Source organism: Bradyrhizobium sp. S3.12.5 (genome assembly GCF_040548225.1).
Taxonomy (GTDB): Bacteria; Pseudomonadota; Alphaproteobacteria; order Rhizobiales; family Xanthobacteraceae; genus Bradyrhizobium; species Bradyrhizobium cytisi.
On sequence record NZ_JBEPRF010000014.1, the window covers coordinates 108927 to 124021 of the forward strand.

14 protein-coding genes are annotated in these 15095 nt (G+C 64.0%); 8 read left to right on the forward strand and 6 right to left on the reverse strand.

All coding sequences use genetic code 11. From position 1 onward, the window contains the following. Positions 1–151: 151 nt before the first annotated feature. A complete protein-coding gene (gene pcaB, locus ABIC09_RS21820; protein WP_354110505.1) occupies positions 152–1513 on the forward strand; it encodes a 3-carboxy-cis,cis-muconate cycloisomerase in 1362 nt (453 codons plus the stop codon). A gap of 111 nt (positions 1514–1624) precedes the next feature. Beyond that, positions 1625–2881, forward strand: a complete 1257-nt coding sequence (locus tag ABIC09_RS21825) for an aminopeptidase (protein ID WP_148755924.1) — start codon at positions 1625–1627, stop codon at positions 2879–2881. Positions 2882–2891: 10 nt separating this feature from the next. Here the strand turns inward: ABIC09_RS21825 and ABIC09_RS21830 are convergent, their stop codons facing one another. Next, a complete protein-coding gene (locus ABIC09_RS21830; RefSeq protein WP_354110506.1) occupies positions 2892–3446 on the reverse strand; it encodes a hypothetical protein in 555 nt (184 codons plus the stop codon). A gap of 236 nt (positions 3447–3682) precedes the next feature. Here ABIC09_RS21830 and ABIC09_RS21835 point away from each other — a divergent pair, with 236 nt between their 5' ends. Beyond that, positions 3683–4138: a cupin domain-containing protein gene (locus ABIC09_RS21835; RefSeq protein ID WP_354031600.1), complete on the forward strand. Its 456-nt coding sequence runs from the start codon at positions 3683–3685 to the stop codon at positions 4136–4138. Between the two features lie 74 nt (positions 4139–4212). On the opposite strand, the gene ABIC09_RS21840 is transcribed toward ABIC09_RS21835, so the two are convergent. From ABIC09_RS21840 to ABIC09_RS21860, 5 genes are all read right to left on the reverse strand, one after another. Further along, positions 4213–5265, reverse strand: coding sequence for an amidohydrolase family protein (locus ABIC09_RS21840; protein WP_354110507.1), 1053 nt, complete (start codon positions 5263–5265; stop codon positions 4213–4215). 246 nt (positions 5266–5511) lie between these two features. Continuing rightward, a complete protein-coding gene (locus tag ABIC09_RS21845; RefSeq protein ID WP_354110508.1) occupies positions 5512–6033 on the reverse strand; it encodes a hypothetical protein in 522 nt (173 codons plus the stop codon). 66 nt (positions 6034–6099) lie between these two features. Continuing rightward, positions 6100–6915 carry an MBL fold metallo-hydrolase gene (locus ABIC09_RS21850; protein ID WP_354110509.1) on the reverse strand — a complete coding sequence of 272 codons (816 nt, stop codon included), beginning with the start codon at positions 6913–6915 and terminating at the stop codon, positions 6100–6102. A gap of 92 nt (positions 6916–7007) precedes the next feature. Next, complete coding sequence (locus tag ABIC09_RS21855; protein WP_354110510.1) at positions 7008–8534, reverse strand: permease; 1527 nt, start codon at positions 8532–8534, stop codon at positions 7008–7010. After that, on the reverse strand, positions 8531–9280 hold the full coding sequence (locus ABIC09_RS21860; protein WP_354110578.1) for an ABC transporter ATP-binding protein: 750 nt from the start codon (positions 9278–9280) through the stop codon (positions 8531–8533). The genes ABIC09_RS21855 and ABIC09_RS21860 overlap by 4 nt, the downstream gene beginning before the upstream one ends. A gap of 274 nt (positions 9281–9554) precedes the next feature. Between ABIC09_RS21860 and ABIC09_RS21865 the strand changes: the two genes are divergently transcribed. The 5 genes from ABIC09_RS21865 to ABIC09_RS21885 are packed head-to-tail and all read left to right on the forward strand — an operon-like array spanning position 9555 to position 15021. Next, on the forward strand, positions 9555–10430 hold the full coding sequence (locus ABIC09_RS21865; protein ID WP_354110511.1) for a branched-chain amino acid ABC transporter permease: 876 nt from the start codon (positions 9555–9557) through the stop codon (positions 10428–10430). Positions 10431–10434: 4 nt separating this feature from the next. Beyond that, positions 10435–11586, forward strand: coding sequence for a branched-chain amino acid ABC transporter permease (locus tag ABIC09_RS21870; RefSeq protein ID WP_354031607.1), 1152 nt, complete (start codon positions 10435–10437; stop codon positions 11584–11586). Then, positions 11583–12341, forward strand: coding sequence for an ABC transporter ATP-binding protein (locus ABIC09_RS21875; RefSeq protein WP_354110512.1), 759 nt, complete (start codon positions 11583–11585; stop codon positions 12339–12341). The genes ABIC09_RS21870 and ABIC09_RS21875 overlap by 4 nt, the downstream gene beginning before the upstream one ends. 3 nt (positions 12342–12344) lie before the next feature. Continuing rightward, a complete protein-coding gene (locus ABIC09_RS21880; protein WP_148755913.1) occupies positions 12345–13133 on the forward strand; it encodes an ABC transporter ATP-binding protein in 789 nt (262 codons plus the stop codon). A 49-nt stretch (positions 13134–13182) separates the two neighbouring features. Next, a complete protein-coding gene (locus tag ABIC09_RS21885) occupies positions 13183–15021 on the forward strand; it encodes an AMP-dependent synthetase/ligase (protein ID WP_354110513.1) in 1839 nt (612 codons plus the stop codon). Positions 15022–15095 lie beyond the last annotated feature (74 nt).

Consider the following 15095-nt stretch of genomic DNA (forward strand, 5'->3'; position numbering starts at 1 on the left):
TGCTGAGACAGCGAGCGCGACATCTCACCAATGTGCTGGCTTTTGTCGGGACGACATTGGCCGTGTGTCCAACAGTGAATGTTCATTGCTCCGCTGGATATCCTGCGTAAGCTGTCGCCACATAAAACAAGCCAGCCGCAAAGAAACGCTCATGCCCGCTTTTCCCGCCTCGACCACCGTGCTCGACTCCGTGCTGTTTCGCGATGCCTTCGGCACGCCTGCGATGCGCGAGGTGTTTTCCGACGTCGCGCTGGTCGCGCGCTATGCCGAGATCGAGGTGGCGCTGGCGAAGGCGGAGGCGCGATGCGGCGTGATCCCGCAGGAGGCCGCCGACCAGATTGCGGCGCGGACCGATGTCGCTGCGCTCGACTTCGATCTGCTGCGGCAGGAGACCGACATCGTCGGTTACCCGATTCTCCCGTTGGTGCATCAGATTGTGAAGCAATGCGGCGAGGCCGGCCGCTATGTGCATTGGGGCGCGACCACGCAGGACATCATGGACACCGCCGTGGTGCTGCAATTGCGCGCGGGGCTGGAGATTGTCGAGCGCGATATCGCCGAGCTGCGCAAAATCCTGGCCGATCTCTCCAAGCGCCATCGCGACACGCCGATGGCCGGCCGCACCCACCTCCAGCAGGCGCTGCCGGTGACCTTCGGTTACAAGACCGCGATCTGGCTCGCGATGTTCGACCGCCATGCCGAGCGTCTTGAGCAATTGAAGCCGCGGGTTCTCGTCGGTCAGTTTGCGGGCGCCGCCGGCACGCTGGCCTCGCTGGGCGACAAGGGGTTCGAGGTGCAGGAGGCGCTCTGCGCCGAGCTGAAGCTCGGCGTTCCCGCATCCACCTGGCATGTCGCGCGCGACGGCTTCGCCGAAGCCGTGAATTTCCTCGCGCTCGTCACCGGCTCGCTCGGCAAGATCGCGCTCGATATCATGATCATGGCCTCGACCGAGTTCGGCGAGGTCTACGAGCCCTTCGTCAAGGGCCGCGGTGCCTCCTCGACCATGCCGCAGAAGCGCAACCCGATCTCCTCGGAGCTGATGCTCGCCGCATCCAAGGCCGTACGTCAGCACGCCGGGTTGATGCTGGATGCCATGGTGCAGGATTTCGAGCGCGCCACCGGTCCGTGGCACGCCGAATGGATGGCGATCCCCGAAAGTTTCGTGCTGACCGCAGGCTCCCTTCATCAGGCGAAGTTCGCGCTCGCCGGCCTCATCGTGGACGAGGCAAAGATGAACGACAACCTCGCCCTTAGTCGCGGTCTGATTGTGGCCGAAGCGGTCATGATGGGGCTGGCGCCGCAGATCGGCCGGCAGGATGCGCACGACGTGGTCTATGACGCCTGCCTGCTCGCCAACGAGACGGCCATCAGCCTCGCCGACGCGCTGTCGGCCGATCCGCGCGTCGCAGCCCAGATCGATCGCGCGACCATCGAGGACCTCACTTCGCCGAAAAATTACCTCGGTCTGGCGCCTGATATGGTCGACCGGGTGCTGAAATCGGCAACGCGTTGAAAACCAAGCTGCGTGAAACTCCGTATCTTCACGTCTCGCAAGACGCTCGCACACTTGTGTCTTGAGATGCTAGACTTAGATTGAACGAGAGATTCCGACAGAGGACCCGGCATGACCGATCAACGCGATTCCGTCACTTCCATCGATCCCGTGAAACTCGACCGGCTGGCCGAGGTGGCGGTGAAGGTGGGACTGGGCTTGCGGCCGGGACAAGACCTTCTCTTGACGGCGCCGGCGATCGCGCTGCCGCTGGTTCGCCGCATCGCTGCGCACGCCTACAAGGCCGGCGCCGGCATCGTGACGCCGATCCTCTCCGACGAAGAGATGACGCTGGCGCGCTATCGCCACGGCCACGACAACAGCTTTGATCGCGCCGCCAACTGGCTCTACGAGGGCATGGCGAAGGCGTTCTCGAACAACACTGCGCGTCTCGCCATTGTCGGCGACAATCCGATGCTGCTGTCGGGCGAAGATGCTTCCAAGGTCGCGCGCGCCAGCAAGGCCAATTCCATGGCGTATCAGCCGGCGCTGGAAAAGATCGTCAATTTCGACACCAACTGGAACATCATCGCCTATCCGAGCCCGTCCTGGGCGAAGCAGGTCTTCCCGAACGATCCCGAAGAGGTCGCGGTCGGCAAGCTCGCGGACGCGATCTTCGCGGCGTCCCGCGTCGATCGCGAGGACGCTACGGCCAATTGGGCGAGCCATAATGCGGTGCTCCGCGAGCGCACCAACTGGCTCAACGGCCAGCGCTTCCGCGCGCTGCAATATTCAGGGCCGGGCACCGACCTCACCATCGGCCTGGCTGATGGCCATGAATGGGAGGGCGGTGCCTCGCTCTCCAAGAACGGCATCAGCTGCAATGCCAACATTCCGACCGAAGAGGTCTTCACCACGCCGCATTGCCGGCGGGTCTATGGCCATGTCGTGAGCTCGAAGCCGCTGTCTTACCAGGGCACGCTGATCGACAACATCGCGGTGCGCTTCGAGGACGGCAGGATCGTCGACGCCAAGGCTTCGCGCGGCGCGGAGGTGCTGAACAAGGTGCTCGACACCGACGAGGGCGCACGCCGGCTCGGCGAAGTGGCGCTGGTGCCGCATTCCTCGCCGATCTCGCAGAGCGGGCTGTTGTTCTACAACACGCTGTTCGACGAGAACGCAGCGTCGCACATCGCGCTCGGCCAGTGCTACTCGAAGTGCTTCGTCAACGGCGCGCAGCTCACCCCGCAGCAGATCGCCGCGCAAGGTGGCAACCAGAGCCTGATCCATATCGACTGGATGATCGGCTCGGCCGAGACCGACATCGACGGCATTCTGGCCGACGGCAGCAAGGTCCCGGTGTTCCGCAAGGGCGAGTGGGCGAAGTAGGGCTTTCCGCTCACGCTGCCGCGTTGCGCAGCATCGGGTTGCTGTCGATGCTGAAGCGGTTGAACAGCGTCGTGAACGGGCTCCCGTCGGTGGCCCGCACGATGGCGTCGGAAGCCGCGACGGCCTCGTAGAGTGCGCCGACCGGATCGCTCGCCTCCGGCAGGTCGAGCGCGGAGCGGATCTCCTCTCTCGCCTCGTTGACGTCGTCCTCGTCGTCGAGTGTCGCCTCCAGCGCGTCCGCGGCACGCCGCATTTCCTGGAGATCGCCGCCGGCGGAGAATTTGAGGATGTCGAGCCAATAGGGGCGGGCGACGACGAGCTGGATGAACGCGTCGAAACTGTCTGCGATAACGCCCGCGCGTCCTTCCGATGAGACGTAGAGTACATTCTGCGGCGGCAGCAGTATGACGGCGCCGCCTGAGCCGTCACTGCCGATCTGCCGGGGGCTTTCGACGCCGTCGATCGTGAACCAGGGCTCCTCGTCCGTCGCGAACGAGACATCGAGGCTGGCAAGCCAGGCGACGACCTCGCCTTGGGCAGTCAGAACCTCTGGGGTCAGGGGCATCGATGGGCTCCTTCCAAGTCGCTTCGCGCAATTTGTCGCACCCCGGGAAAGATGGGTTCATGTGCACGAATTTGCACGGAAATCTCGACGTTAACCGCTTCGCATCTGCAACTTGCGGCTGATTATCGGGGCCTGCGTAAGGAAGAATTAAAAACTGGCTACTAGCGTCCCAAGGTCATTCGAAACAAGCCGGGATTTAAACCCGGTTAATCATATTCTACCTCCAGGGGAAGCAGATGTCGCGGGCATTGATTGAAATCGGTAGTTGCAATGTGGATCTGGAGCTGCGGCCGATCGAGCCGGCCTGGATCATCGAGGGCAACCCGGTCTCGCGCTCGCACATCCTGTCGACCAGCTCCGACGGCACCTCCTCGACCATCATCTGGTCCTGCACCGAAGGCCGTTTCAACTGGTACTATGATTTCGACGAGACGATCATGATCCTGGAAGGCTCGATCGTGCTCGAAAGCGACGGCATGCCGCCGAAGCGCTACGGCGTCGGCGACGTCGTCTTCTTCCGCGATGGCGCGCATGCCAAATGGCATGTCGAAGGCCACGTCAAGAAGATCGCCTTCTGCCGCAAGACCAATCCGGCCGTGATCGGCTTCATGATCCGCGCCGTCAACAAGCTGAAGCGCATGTTCCTCTCGCCCGGCGAGCGCCGTCCCGCGACACTGATGGGCGCCGGCTAATCTCATTCAAGGACGCTTCCCAGCGGCCACGACGGAAGAGGGGGCGGGACCAACATCCCGGCCCCTCTTTCGCGTCATGACGGCAGTTCGAGCCGGTAGACGTCGGTCGCGGTCTGCGAGAACAGCGCCGTCTTCTCCGCTTCGCTCAGGGGTGCCGCGATGCGCTTGAACGCGTTGAAGATCACCTGATAGCTGCACTGGCCCTTGTCCGGCGGGAAATTGCTTTCGAACATCGCGCGCTTCGGCCCGAATGCCTCGATGCAGGTTTCGACATAAGGCTTCCACGCCGCGGCGAGTTCCTCGGATGACGGCGGTTTGGCGCGCAGATGGAAGTCGTAACCGAGCAGGCACATCGCGAGCCCGCCGAGCTTCACCACCACGTTCTCGCATTTCGCGATCTCCTGGATCGAGGCGCGCCACCGCGGAAACACCTCCTCGCGTCGTCCCGCAAAGCGGCCGACCCCGGCCGGCCCGCCGCAATGGTCGAGCACGATTTTGGTGTTCGGAAAGGCGCGCGCCAGCTCGGTCAACTCGCCGATCTGCGGATGAAACAGCCAGGCATCGAAGCTGAGGTTCAGGCGCGCAAGGCAGGCAAATCCCTTGCGGAAAGTCGGGTCCTGCAACAGTCCCTTCGGCCGGTTCGCATACATGCCGGCGACAACGGGGTCCTCGTCCCAGGCGGATGAATGCCGGATGCCGCGGAAGCGGCCATTGCCGGCGGCGATCTCCGCCTCCAGCACGGGCTTGGCCGCATCGCCGAGCAGCAGATTCACGTGGCTGACGATGCCGGCGCAGATCGCGGCCTTGCCGTAACCACCGCTCGCGCTCATCGCGGCGACGCCGTTGGCGAACTCGACTTCGCCCACGGGCCGAAACGCCTCGGGCCCATGCGCGCGATACATCGAGCGGCAGTCGACATAGACGGTAGCGATGATGTTGTGGCCGGAGGCGATGTCGGCGGCCATCTCCTCGATCAGATAGCGATGGCCGCGATTCCAGAGATGATGATGCGGATCGACGATCGGCCGCGAGGGATCAATGATCTCCTCCTGATATAACGCGAGCCAGTCCTCACGCGGCTCGACGAATAGCCCGCTGGTGTTGGCAGGCAGACCGCTTGCAGCCATCGACGTTCGCTCCCTCTGTTTTTTATGGCGGGAGCCTAGCACCTGATCTCGTCACGCAGCAGCGCGTGTTGCTCAGAGCACCATGGCAGCGGCGGAGGAGGTGCGCTCCCTCTCCCGCTTGCGGTTCGCTTGCGGGAGAGGGCTGCGGAGAGGGTCTCTCCAGAGTGGGCCAGTCCCCCAGCTAGTCGCTCACCCGGCGCTGTGCGGCGAGTTCGAGGCTTCATCGATGCGAAAATCGATCCGGCCTTAGTCCTCCCGCCGCGTCGCCCTTACGTCGACCACCAGCCTCCAATCGGCCGCGGTGGCAGGCTTGACCTCACCGAGCCAGTGGAAGGAATCAACGGTGATCTCGGCAAAACTCCAGCGCGTGAGGTCGCCGGCTTCGGTCGTGCCTTCCTGCACAATGTCCTCGCCGTGCGGGCGGCCGATCTGTTGGCGGAACACGCTCCGGCCCGGATCGAACCAGGAAATCCGCCAAGCGGAAATGGAGGGATCGTAGACCCGCAGCGTCGTGCCGTACCAATTGCCGGCGACCGGGAAGGCCGGCGCGCCCGCGGGGCGGGGAATGATCCAGACGTCCTGGACGGCGCGGCCCTCCAGCACCCAGCCAAAATGGATCTCGCCGGGTGCGATGTGTTTCGTTCCGTCTGCGCCGTGGGCGGTGATCTCGGCATCCCAATCACCGACGAAGCGGCCATAGAGCTGAAGCGCCGCCGCGTGCTCGGGGTTGGGTCCGTCCGCGTGCAAAAATCTCGCAAAGTCGGTCATGTCGATCTCCTGTTGCAAGGAGATCAGCACTAACGCACCACAGCCGGCTTGGAGAAAATTGCGGCGTCAGACCCCGTCGAGGATGATCACCGTCGGCGTCGATGGCAGCGTATCCCGCGATATCCGCAACGAACGCTCGGTGCGGCGGTCGATCTCGAACTGTTGCCCGATCAGGCGCATGAACTCGTCGAGCGGGGTGGCGAAGCGGTGCATCGGCAGCACCACGGAGGCGCGCAAACGCCTGGTGATCTCCGAGACCCCGTCGAGCGACATGGTGTAGGTGCCGTCGATCGGCACCATCACGATGTCGAGCCGCCCGATCTGGGCGAAATGGCTGTCGTCGAGCTTGTGGTGCAAATGGCCGAGATGGCCGATGCAGAGGCCCGCGACCTCGAAGATGAAGATCGAGTTGCCGTCGCGGATCATGTCCGTTCCGGAATCGTCGCCGAAATAGCGGCGGATGTCGGTGGTGACATTGCGGATGAAAGTATCGCCGATGCGTTCCGAAACGACCGCGGGCTTGCCGTCCTCGCCCCAGCCATGCAGCACGTGGGGAATGCGCTTGTCGGGATTGAGCGAATAGTGGGTGCTGTGGGCCCGGTTCATGGTGACGACATCGGGCAGCCGGCCGACCTGATAGGCGCCGCTATAATCGGTTGCGATGCGCACCCCGCCCGGGGTGTCGATGAAATAGGTGGAGTGGCCGGCATAGGTGATCTCGACCTCGGCGGCGGCGGCTGCCTGCTGGAAGGCGACCTGCATGGCGCGAGGCGCGGCATTCGCCATCGCCAGGCATTCGCCGCGTTGAGGTGGCTGCTGGGCGAGGGCAGGTGAGAGACATGCGCTCAACAGCGCAAATGCCGCCGAAATGAGTTGCCACATTCCCAGTCCCCGATGACGTCTCGGGAAAGTCTAGCGCGCAATACAGTGCGTGGCCAATGGACTGCGATCAACAGCGCGTCAGTGTCGCACCCTCACTCCCGCCTTGGGCTGAACTTCCAGGTCATCGCCACCAGGCCCGCGGTGATCAGGCCGCTGATGATGCCGGCGATTGGCAGCGTGAGCAGCAGCGCGGCGGTGGCGGCCCAGCCGATCGAGGAGAAGGCTTCGGCGAAGGTCGCAAGCCGCGACGACGTCTGGCGCCGGCGGAACTGGGTGCGCCGCGCCTGGACCCGGAACCAGAGCTGGATCGCGGTGGCGGAGGCCGCGCTGATGACGATCGTGGCGGCCGTAACCGCAGCCTGGAACGGCGAGGCAAAAATCAGCGCCGCCACCAGCGGGCTGAAGATGGCGGCGATCGCGATCAGCACCACCTCGATCTTGGCGCGGATGACGCTTGTGGGCGTCAGCGGCGCGGTCGCGACCAGATCGGGCGCGTCCTCGCCGGAGATCGTCAGCCAGGCGAGCCCGCCGGCGAGCTGACCCGCGGCCATGACCATGACGGGCGAGATCAGCGTCAACGCCGCAGAGCTGTCGGCAAAGCTGCGCCAGAGCAGCAGCGCCGGCGGCACCAGATAGAGCAGCTGCATCAGGGTCTGCGAGATAAGCCAGGGATCGCGCCAGAGCAGCACGAACTCCTTCCGTCGCAACGCCTGCTGGCGGGATCCGCCGCGGAACGGACGCTCCTTTGCGCCCTTGCGGCTGGATGTGCCGTAGGCGGCAGCGTCGATCGCGGTGTCGGCGAAGCGGCCCGAGAACATCGCCATCACACTTCCGAGCAGCACCAGCCCGAGCGCGAGGAGCAGCAGCAGCGCCTCGCCGTCGCCCATGGTCGCCCGCGCCGGCCACCACCAGATGCTGTCGATGTCGGGCGCGTGGGCGGCGAGCGTGCCCGACGTCAGGATGGTGAAGCGCGACAGCGTGCCGTAGGAGATGATCGCCGCGACCTGCAGCGCGATGACGAAGCCGGCGCCGATGATCGCGGCCAGGATCTGGGCCACGAAGCGCGTGCGCGCCGGGCCGATCAGGCGAAACAAGAGGATGGTGACGGCGATCGCGACCGCCGCCGACGACAGGCCCATCGCGACGACCACGCCGAAGGCGGCAAACCAGCGCGGCCCGCCGCCGATCACCAGCACGTCGATGAAGGGCGTCGAGAACAACAGCGCCATCACGGTGACGGTGAGCGCGATTGCGGCGATCCGCACCGAGAACAGATTGGCCAGTGTTGCCGGCGAGGACATGATGAGATCGAGATCGGCGCGGGCGTAAAATACCCGCGTCACCGATTCGATCGCTTGCGACAGCATCAAGGTCCAGGCCAGAAAGATCGTGGCCGAGATCACGATCAGCGAGGATTTGTCGAGCGGCAGTTGCAAATTGGCGAAGCGGCCGATCACGGCCCAGGCTGGCACGTGCAGCAGTGCGGCGAAGAACAGCAGGCCGATCACGGCGGCACGGGCGCGCCTGCGCCGGCCACCCGTCATCATGGCGAACCATTCGCGCCAGGCGAGCCGAAGCTCGTGACGGGCAAACCACGAAAGAGCGGTCGCCGAGCTCATGCGGCTTCCTGCAGCGTCACCAGTGCGATGAAGAGATCTTCGAGGCTGGTGTCGGCATGGCCGTTCTGCTGGCGCAATTCGGTGAGCGTGCCCTCGGCGACCAAGCGGCCCGCCGCGATCACGCCGATACGGTCGGCCATGCGCTCGGCGACCTCCAGAATATGCGTGGTCATGATGATGGTGCAGCCGGCACGGACGCGCTCGCTCAACAGGCCCTTCACATGGCGGGCGGAGACGGCATCCAGCCCGGTCAGCGGCTCGTCGAGAATGATGAGGCGGGGATCGTGCACCAGCGCACCGGCAAGCGCCACCTTCTGGCGCATGCCCTTGGAGAAACCTTCGCAGCGTTCGTGCCGGTGCGGTTCGAGCCCGAGCGAGCTCAGGAGCTCCTCGGCGACCGGTTTCGAAACGGACGGCGCGATGCCCCAGAGGCCGGCGACGAATTCGAGATATTCGAGGGGGGTGAGCTTGTCATAGATCATGGGCTCGTCGGAGACCCAGGCCATCACCTGCTTGGCCGCGACGGGATTTTGAAGCGCATCGATGCCGAAGATCGAAACGCCGCCGTCATCGGGCCGCAGCAGGCCTGCAACCATGCGTAAAGTGGTGGTCTTGCCGGCGCCGTTGGGGCCGACCAGCGCATAGAATTCGCCGGCATGGATGGTGAGATCGAGGCTATCGACCGCCAAACGGTCAAAACGCTTCGTTAACCCCAGGACTTCGAGTGCCGAGCTGTCCGGCTTCATGACGGCCACACCATCCGGTTTTGCATCGGTCGCGACCATGACCCGAAGATGTTTCGGCACGGTGAATCGCGCTGCCGCAAAATCCGGCATCCGCCTTGGACCAAGGCTTGGACTAAAGGCAAGTCACCGTTTGTTGACAGGGCTTGGCGGTTCAGGCTGAATTGGCGCCGGGACAAATGGCGGCTGACGCAGTGAAACGATTGCGCAGCCGCTGGACACAAGATGCGGCAAGGCGGTCGTCAAGAACCGCTGGTTGCATCGGGAGGACGCGGCGATGCTGGATTTCGTTCAGCAGCTGGTCAGCGGTGTTGCGCTCGGCTGTGTCTACGGCCTGATCGCACTCGGGTTCGTGCTCGTCTACAAGGCCACCGAGGTCGTCAATTTCGCCCAGGGCGATCTGATGATGCTGGGCGGCTTCTTCGCCTTCACCTTCATCGGCATGATGGGCCTGAACTACTGGATCGGCTTCGCCGGTGCGGTGGCCGCAATGGCGCTGTTCGGCATGCTGGCGGAGCGGATCGTGGTGCGGCCGATCCTCGGCTATCCGCAATTCTCCATCATCATGGCTACCATCGGCCTTGGCTACTTCCTGCGCTCGGTCGCCGGGATGATCTGGGGCACCGACGATTTCAAGATCGAGACGCCGTTCAGCCAGGGCGTACTGCGTATCGGCTCGCTGGTGCTCGCCCATGACAAGCTCTCGGTGATCGCGGCGACCGTCATTCTCTGCACGCTGCTCTGGCTGTTCTTCAACAAGACCACGCTCGGCACCGCGATGCGCGCCAGCTCCGAGAATATGCTGGCGGCTTACTACATGGGCATTCCGGTCAAGCGCGTGGTCTCGATCGTCTGGGCCATCAGCGCGGCGGTGGCGACCTGCGCCGGCGTGCTGCTGGCGCCGATCACCTTCATCCACTCCAATGTCGGCCTCGTGCTCGGGCTGAAGGCGTTTCCGGCCGCGGTGCTCGGCGGCTTCGGCTCGATCCCCGGCGCCGTCGTCGGCGGCGTGCTGATCGGCGTGATCGAGAGCATGGCCGGCTTCTATCTGGCGGAGGGCTGGAAGGACGTCGCGCCCTACATCGTGCTGCTGGCCGTGCTGCTGCTGAAGCCCGAAGGCCTGTTCGGCCTTCACGCCCGCAAGAAGGTCTGAGCGCATGCGCTTCCTGTTCAAGACCGACTATGAGGACGACATCAAGCTCTTCCCGCATTCCGGCTACGTGGTCTCCTATGGCCTCTTGCTCGCCGTGCTGCTGATCGCGCCTTACGTGCTCTCCAGCTATCTGATGAGCCAGCTCGTGTTCGTCTGCATCTATGCGACCGTCGGCGTGGCGCTGATGATCCTGACCGGCTTTACCGGGCAGGCCTCGCTCGGGCATGCAGCGTTCCTCGCGATCGGCGCCTACACGGCCGCTTACCTGCAGAAATATAATGTGCCGTTTCCGGTCTACTTCCTCGCCGCAGGCGTCCTGACCGGCTGTATCGGCGCGCTGGTCGGCTTTCCGGCGCTGCGACTGCAGGGCATCTATCTCGTCATCGCCACGATCTCCTTCGCTTTCATCGTCGAGGAGATTCTGGCGCGCTGGGAGAGCGTCACCAACGGCAATGAGGGCATGCGGGTCAAGGCGCTGTCGCTGCTCGGCGCGACGGTCTCGCGCGACAGTCCGACCTTCTATTTCCTCTGCCTCGCGGTGCTGGTGCTGACCATCGTCGGCACGCTCAATCTGCTGCGCTCGCCGACGGGGCGCGCCTTCGTCGCGATCCGGGACTCAGAGACCGCGGCGCGCAGCATGGGCGTCAACGTCGCGCTCTACAAAGTCAAATCCTTTGCTATCTCGGCGGCGATTACCGGCTTTGCCGGGGTGCTGTTCGCGCACAAGCTCTCCTTCATCTCGCCGGAGATGTTCACGCTGCAGCTCTCGATCGAGTTCATCATCGTGATCCTGATCGGAGGTACCTTCAGCCTGCACGGCGCCGTGCTGGGCGCGATCTTCATCGTGATGCTCGATCCGTTCCTGACCTACCTCAAGGACGACATGCCCGGCATCATCGCCGGTATCGCCGCGATGTTCGGCGCGGGCACGGCGACCGTGGCGAATGTCCAGTCCAAGGTCGCGGCCTTTGCCTCGCTGAACGGGCTGAAGGGCGCAATCTACGGCATCATCATCATGCTGTTCGTACTGTTCGAGCCGCTCGGCATCTACGGCCGCTGGCTCAAGATCAAGCTCTTTTTCCAGCTGTTCCCGCTCTACAAGCGCGCCACCTTCAAGCGGCAGAAGATTTACGTGAAGTCGGAGCGCAACCGATGAGCCATTTCCGCGCCGAGAACCTGTCGCTGCATTTCGGAGGCCTCAAGGCCGTCGATGCGGTCTCGTTCGCGGTCGAGAAGGGCGAGATCCTCTCGATCATCGGACCAAACGGTGCGGGCAAGAGCTCGATCTTCAATCTGATCTCGCGCATCTACCGGCCGACCTCGGGCCGCATCTTCTTCGAGGACCACGACATCACGGAAGAGCCGCCTTACGATATCGCAAGACTCGGCATCGCGCGCACCTTCCAGAACATCGAGCTGTTCGAGAATGCGACGGTGCTGTCCAACCTTCTGGTCGGGCGCCACCGCCATTCCACCACGCAGCTCTGGCAGGAATTGCTGTTCCTGCCGAGCGTGCGTGCCAACGAGAAGGTACACCGCCGCCGGGTCGAGCAGGTCATCGAGTTCCTCGATCTCGAGCCGTACCGTGACAAATTGATCTCGGGCCTGCCCTACGGCGTGCGCAAGGTGATCGAGCTCGCGCGCGCGCTCTGCTCGGAGCCGAAGCTGATCCTGCTCGACGAGCCGTCCTCCGGCCTCAACGTCGAGGAGACCGACGACATGTCGTTCTGGATCCGCGACATGAAAAGCGAGCTCGGCGTGACCGTGCTGATGGTCGAGCACGACATGTCGCTGGTCAACCGCGTCTCGGACCGCGTCATCGCGCTGAACTACGGCCGCGTGCTTGCGATGGGCTCGCCCATTGAAGTTCAGCAGCACCCCGATGTCGTCGCCGCGTATCTGGGAGCCTGATACATGGATGCGACCCCGGCACCCGACATCATCCTGAAGCTCTCCAACATCGAGAGCTATTACGGGCCGATCATGGCGATCCGCGGCATCTCGCTCGAAGTGCCGCGCGGACGCATCGTCACGCTGCTGGGCGCCAACGGTGCCGGCAAGACCACGGTGCTGAAGACCATCTCGGGCATTCTCGATCCGCAAAAGGGCTCGATCGAGTTTATGGGCAAGCCAATCCAGCGCATGGAGGCCGATCGCATCGTTCGCCTCGGCCTCAGTCATGTGCCGGAAGGGCGCGAGGTGTTCCCGTTCCTCTCGGTGCGCGAGAATTTGATGATGGGCGCCTATCCGCGCCGGGATAGCGACGGCGTCGCCGAGGACCTCGAGCGGGTCTACGGATACTTCCCACGGCTTAAGGAGCGCATCAACCAGCCGGCCGGCCAGCTCTCGGGCGGCGAGCAGCAGATGCTCGCGATCGGCCGCGCGCTGATGAACCGGCCGACGCTGTTGCTGCTCGACGAGCCGTCGCTCGGCCTGTCGCCGATCCTGGTGAGGGAGATCTTCACCATCATCCGCCGCGTCAACGAGGAGCAGGGCATGTCGATCCTGCTGGTCGAGCAGAATGCGCGCGTGGCGCTGGAGACGGCGCACTATGGTTACGTGCTGGAGATCGGGCGCGTCGTGATGAACGACAGTTGCGACCGCTTGATGCATTCCCAGGACATCCAGGAATTCTACCTTGGCGCCAAGGAAGCCGGCGCACGAGGCGAGCGGCGCTGGAAAAAGAAGAAGACCTGGCGATGATACTTGGCGATGAAGCGTTTGCGTTAAGGCGACAACCGAGGAGACGCGCATGGCCCGACCGGCGGTGCTGACGGTCGCTGATACGATCGCGAGAAGTTTCCTGCGCGCAGCAGAGGTGCGCGGCGACAGGCCCGCGATCCGTGAGAAGACATTCGGCATCTGGCAGCCGACGAGCTGGCGCGAATGGCTGCAGATCTCCAAGGAGATCGCCTACGGCCTTCACGCGATCGGCTTCAGGCCCGGCGACGTCGGCTCCATCGTCGCCAACGCCGTGCCCGAATGGGTCCATGCCGACATGGGAATCCTGTGCGCCGGCGGTGTCTCCTCCGGCATCTATCCGACCGACGCGTCGGCCCAGGTCGAATATCTCCTCAACGATTCCGCGACGCGGGTGATCTTCGCCGAGGACGAGGAGCAGCTCGACAAGATCCTCGGCTGCCGCGCACGCTGCCCCAGCCTGCAACGGATCGTCGTGTTCGACATGGAGGGCCTCAGCGGCTTCTCCGACGACATGGTGATGTCGCTCGACGAGTTTCGCGCGCTCGGCCGCAACCACATGGTCGGCCGCGAGGCGCTGTGGCAGGAGATGATCAATTGCCGCAGCGCCGGCGATTTGGCCATCCTCGTCTATACGTCCGGCACGACAGGCCCGCCCAAGGGCGCCATGCATGCCAACCGCAGCGTCACGCACCAGATGCGGCATGCCAACGACTTCATTCCGGCGCGCGAGGACGAGGATCGGCTGATCTTCCTGCCGCTCTGCCACGTCGCCGAGCGCATCGGCGGCTATTACATCTCGGTCGCGCTCGGCTCGGTGATGAACTTTGCCGAGAGTCCGGAGACCGTGCCGGACAATCTGCGCGAGGTGCAGCCGACCGTGTTCCTCGCCGTGCCGCGCATCTGGGAGAAATTCTATTCGGTCATCACCATCGCGCTGAAGGACGCGACGCCGCTCCAGCAATGGGTCTATCGCCGCGCCATCGGGATCGGCTATCGCATGGTCGATTGCCGGATCGAGGGCAAGGCGCCGTCGCTGGTGCTGCATCTCGCCAACCTCGTCGCTTACCAGCTCGCCTTTCGCAACATCCGCCGCATGATCGGGCTCGACCGTTGCCGTATCGCCTTCACCGGCGCGGCGCCGATCGCGCCGGATCTGATCCGCTGGTATCTCGCGCTCGGCATCGACATCCACGAGGTCTACGGCCAGACCGAGAATTGCGGGGTTGCGACCATGATGCCGGGGTCGCGCATCAAGCTCGGCTCGGTCGGCACGGCGGTGCCTTGGGGCGAGGTCGCGCTGTCGCCCGACGGCGAGATCCTGATCAAAGGCGACTTCCTGTTCATGGGCTATCTGAACCAGCCCGGGAAGACGGCCGAGACCATCGACCACCGCGGCTGGCTGCACACGGGCGACGTCGGCACGATCGACAATGAGGGCTTCGTCCGCATCACCGACCGGATGAAGGACATCATCATCACCTCCGGCGGCAAGAACATCACGCCGTCGGAGATCGAGAACCAGCTCAAATTCTCGCCCTACATCTCCGACGCCGTCGTGATCGGCGACAAGCGGCCCTATCTCACCTGCCTTGTGATGATCGACCAGGAGAATGTCGAGAAATTCGCCCAGGATCACGACATCCCTTTCACCAATTACGCCAGCCTGTGCCGGGCCAGCGAGATCCAGAACCTGATCTGGCACGAGATTGAAGGCGTCAACGCGAACGTCGCGCGCGCCGAGACCATCAAGAAATTCCACCTGATCGAACGCCAGCTCACCCCGGAGGACGAGGAGCTGACGCCAACCATGAAGCTGAAACGCAATTTCGTGAACGAGCGCTACGCCGCAGAGATCGACGCAATGTATCTCGCGCGCGCGGTGGCTTAGTGCGCAAAGAAAATCAGCGAAGGAATGATGGCCCCGCCCTTCGCATCATACGGGCCCAAGGAGAGGAGACGTCA

What these genes read in the sequence shown, in the direction of transcription:
- ABIC09_RS21830 (WP_354110506.1), bottom strand. Translation starts at nt 3,446, where the DNA reads ATGCCCCTGACCCCAGAGGTTCTGACTGCCCAAGGCGAGGTCGTCGCC.
- ABIC09_RS21885 (WP_354110513.1), top strand. Translation starts at nt 13,183, where the DNA reads ATGGCCCGACCGGCGGTGCTGACGGTCGCTGATACGATCGCGAGAAGT.
- ABIC09_RS21880 (WP_148755913.1), top strand. Translation starts at nt 12,345, where the DNA reads ATGGATGCGACCCCGGCACCCGACATCATCCTGAAGCTCTCCAACATC.
- ABIC09_RS21870 (WP_354031607.1), top strand. Translation starts at nt 10,435, where the DNA reads ATGCGCTTCCTGTTCAAGACCGACTATGAGGACGACATCAAGCTCTTC.
- ABIC09_RS21855 (WP_354110510.1), bottom strand. Translation starts at nt 8,534, where the DNA reads ATGAGCTCGGCGACCGCTCTTTCGTGGTTTGCCCGTCACGAGCTTCGG.
- ABIC09_RS21840 (WP_354110507.1), bottom strand. Translation starts at nt 5,265, where the DNA reads ATGGCTGCAAGCGGTCTGCCTGCCAACACCAGCGGGCTATTCGTCGAG.
- ABIC09_RS21850 (WP_354110509.1), bottom strand. Translation starts at nt 6,915, where the DNA reads ATGTGGCAACTCATTTCGGCGGCATTTGCGCTGTTGAGCGCATGTCTC.
- ABIC09_RS21845 (WP_354110508.1), bottom strand. Translation starts at nt 6,033, where the DNA reads ATGACCGACTTTGCGAGATTTTTGCACGCGGACGGACCCAACCCCGAG.
- ABIC09_RS21860 (WP_354110578.1), bottom strand. Translation starts at nt 9,280, where the DNA reads ATGAAGCCGGACAGCTCGGCACTCGAAGTCCTGGGGTTAACGAAGCGT.
- ABIC09_RS21835 (WP_354031600.1), top strand. Translation starts at nt 3,683, where the DNA reads ATGTCGCGGGCATTGATTGAAATCGGTAGTTGCAATGTGGATCTGGAG.
- pcaB (WP_354110505.1), top strand. Translation starts at nt 152, where the DNA reads ATGCCCGCTTTTCCCGCCTCGACCACCGTGCTCGACTCCGTGCTGTTT.
- ABIC09_RS21825 (WP_148755924.1), top strand. Translation starts at nt 1,625, where the DNA reads ATGACCGATCAACGCGATTCCGTCACTTCCATCGATCCCGTGAAACTC.
- ABIC09_RS21865 (WP_354110511.1), top strand. Translation starts at nt 9,555, where the DNA reads ATGCTGGATTTCGTTCAGCAGCTGGTCAGCGGTGTTGCGCTCGGCTGT.
- ABIC09_RS21875 (WP_354110512.1), top strand. Translation starts at nt 11,583, where the DNA reads ATGAGCCATTTCCGCGCCGAGAACCTGTCGCTGCATTTCGGAGGCCTC.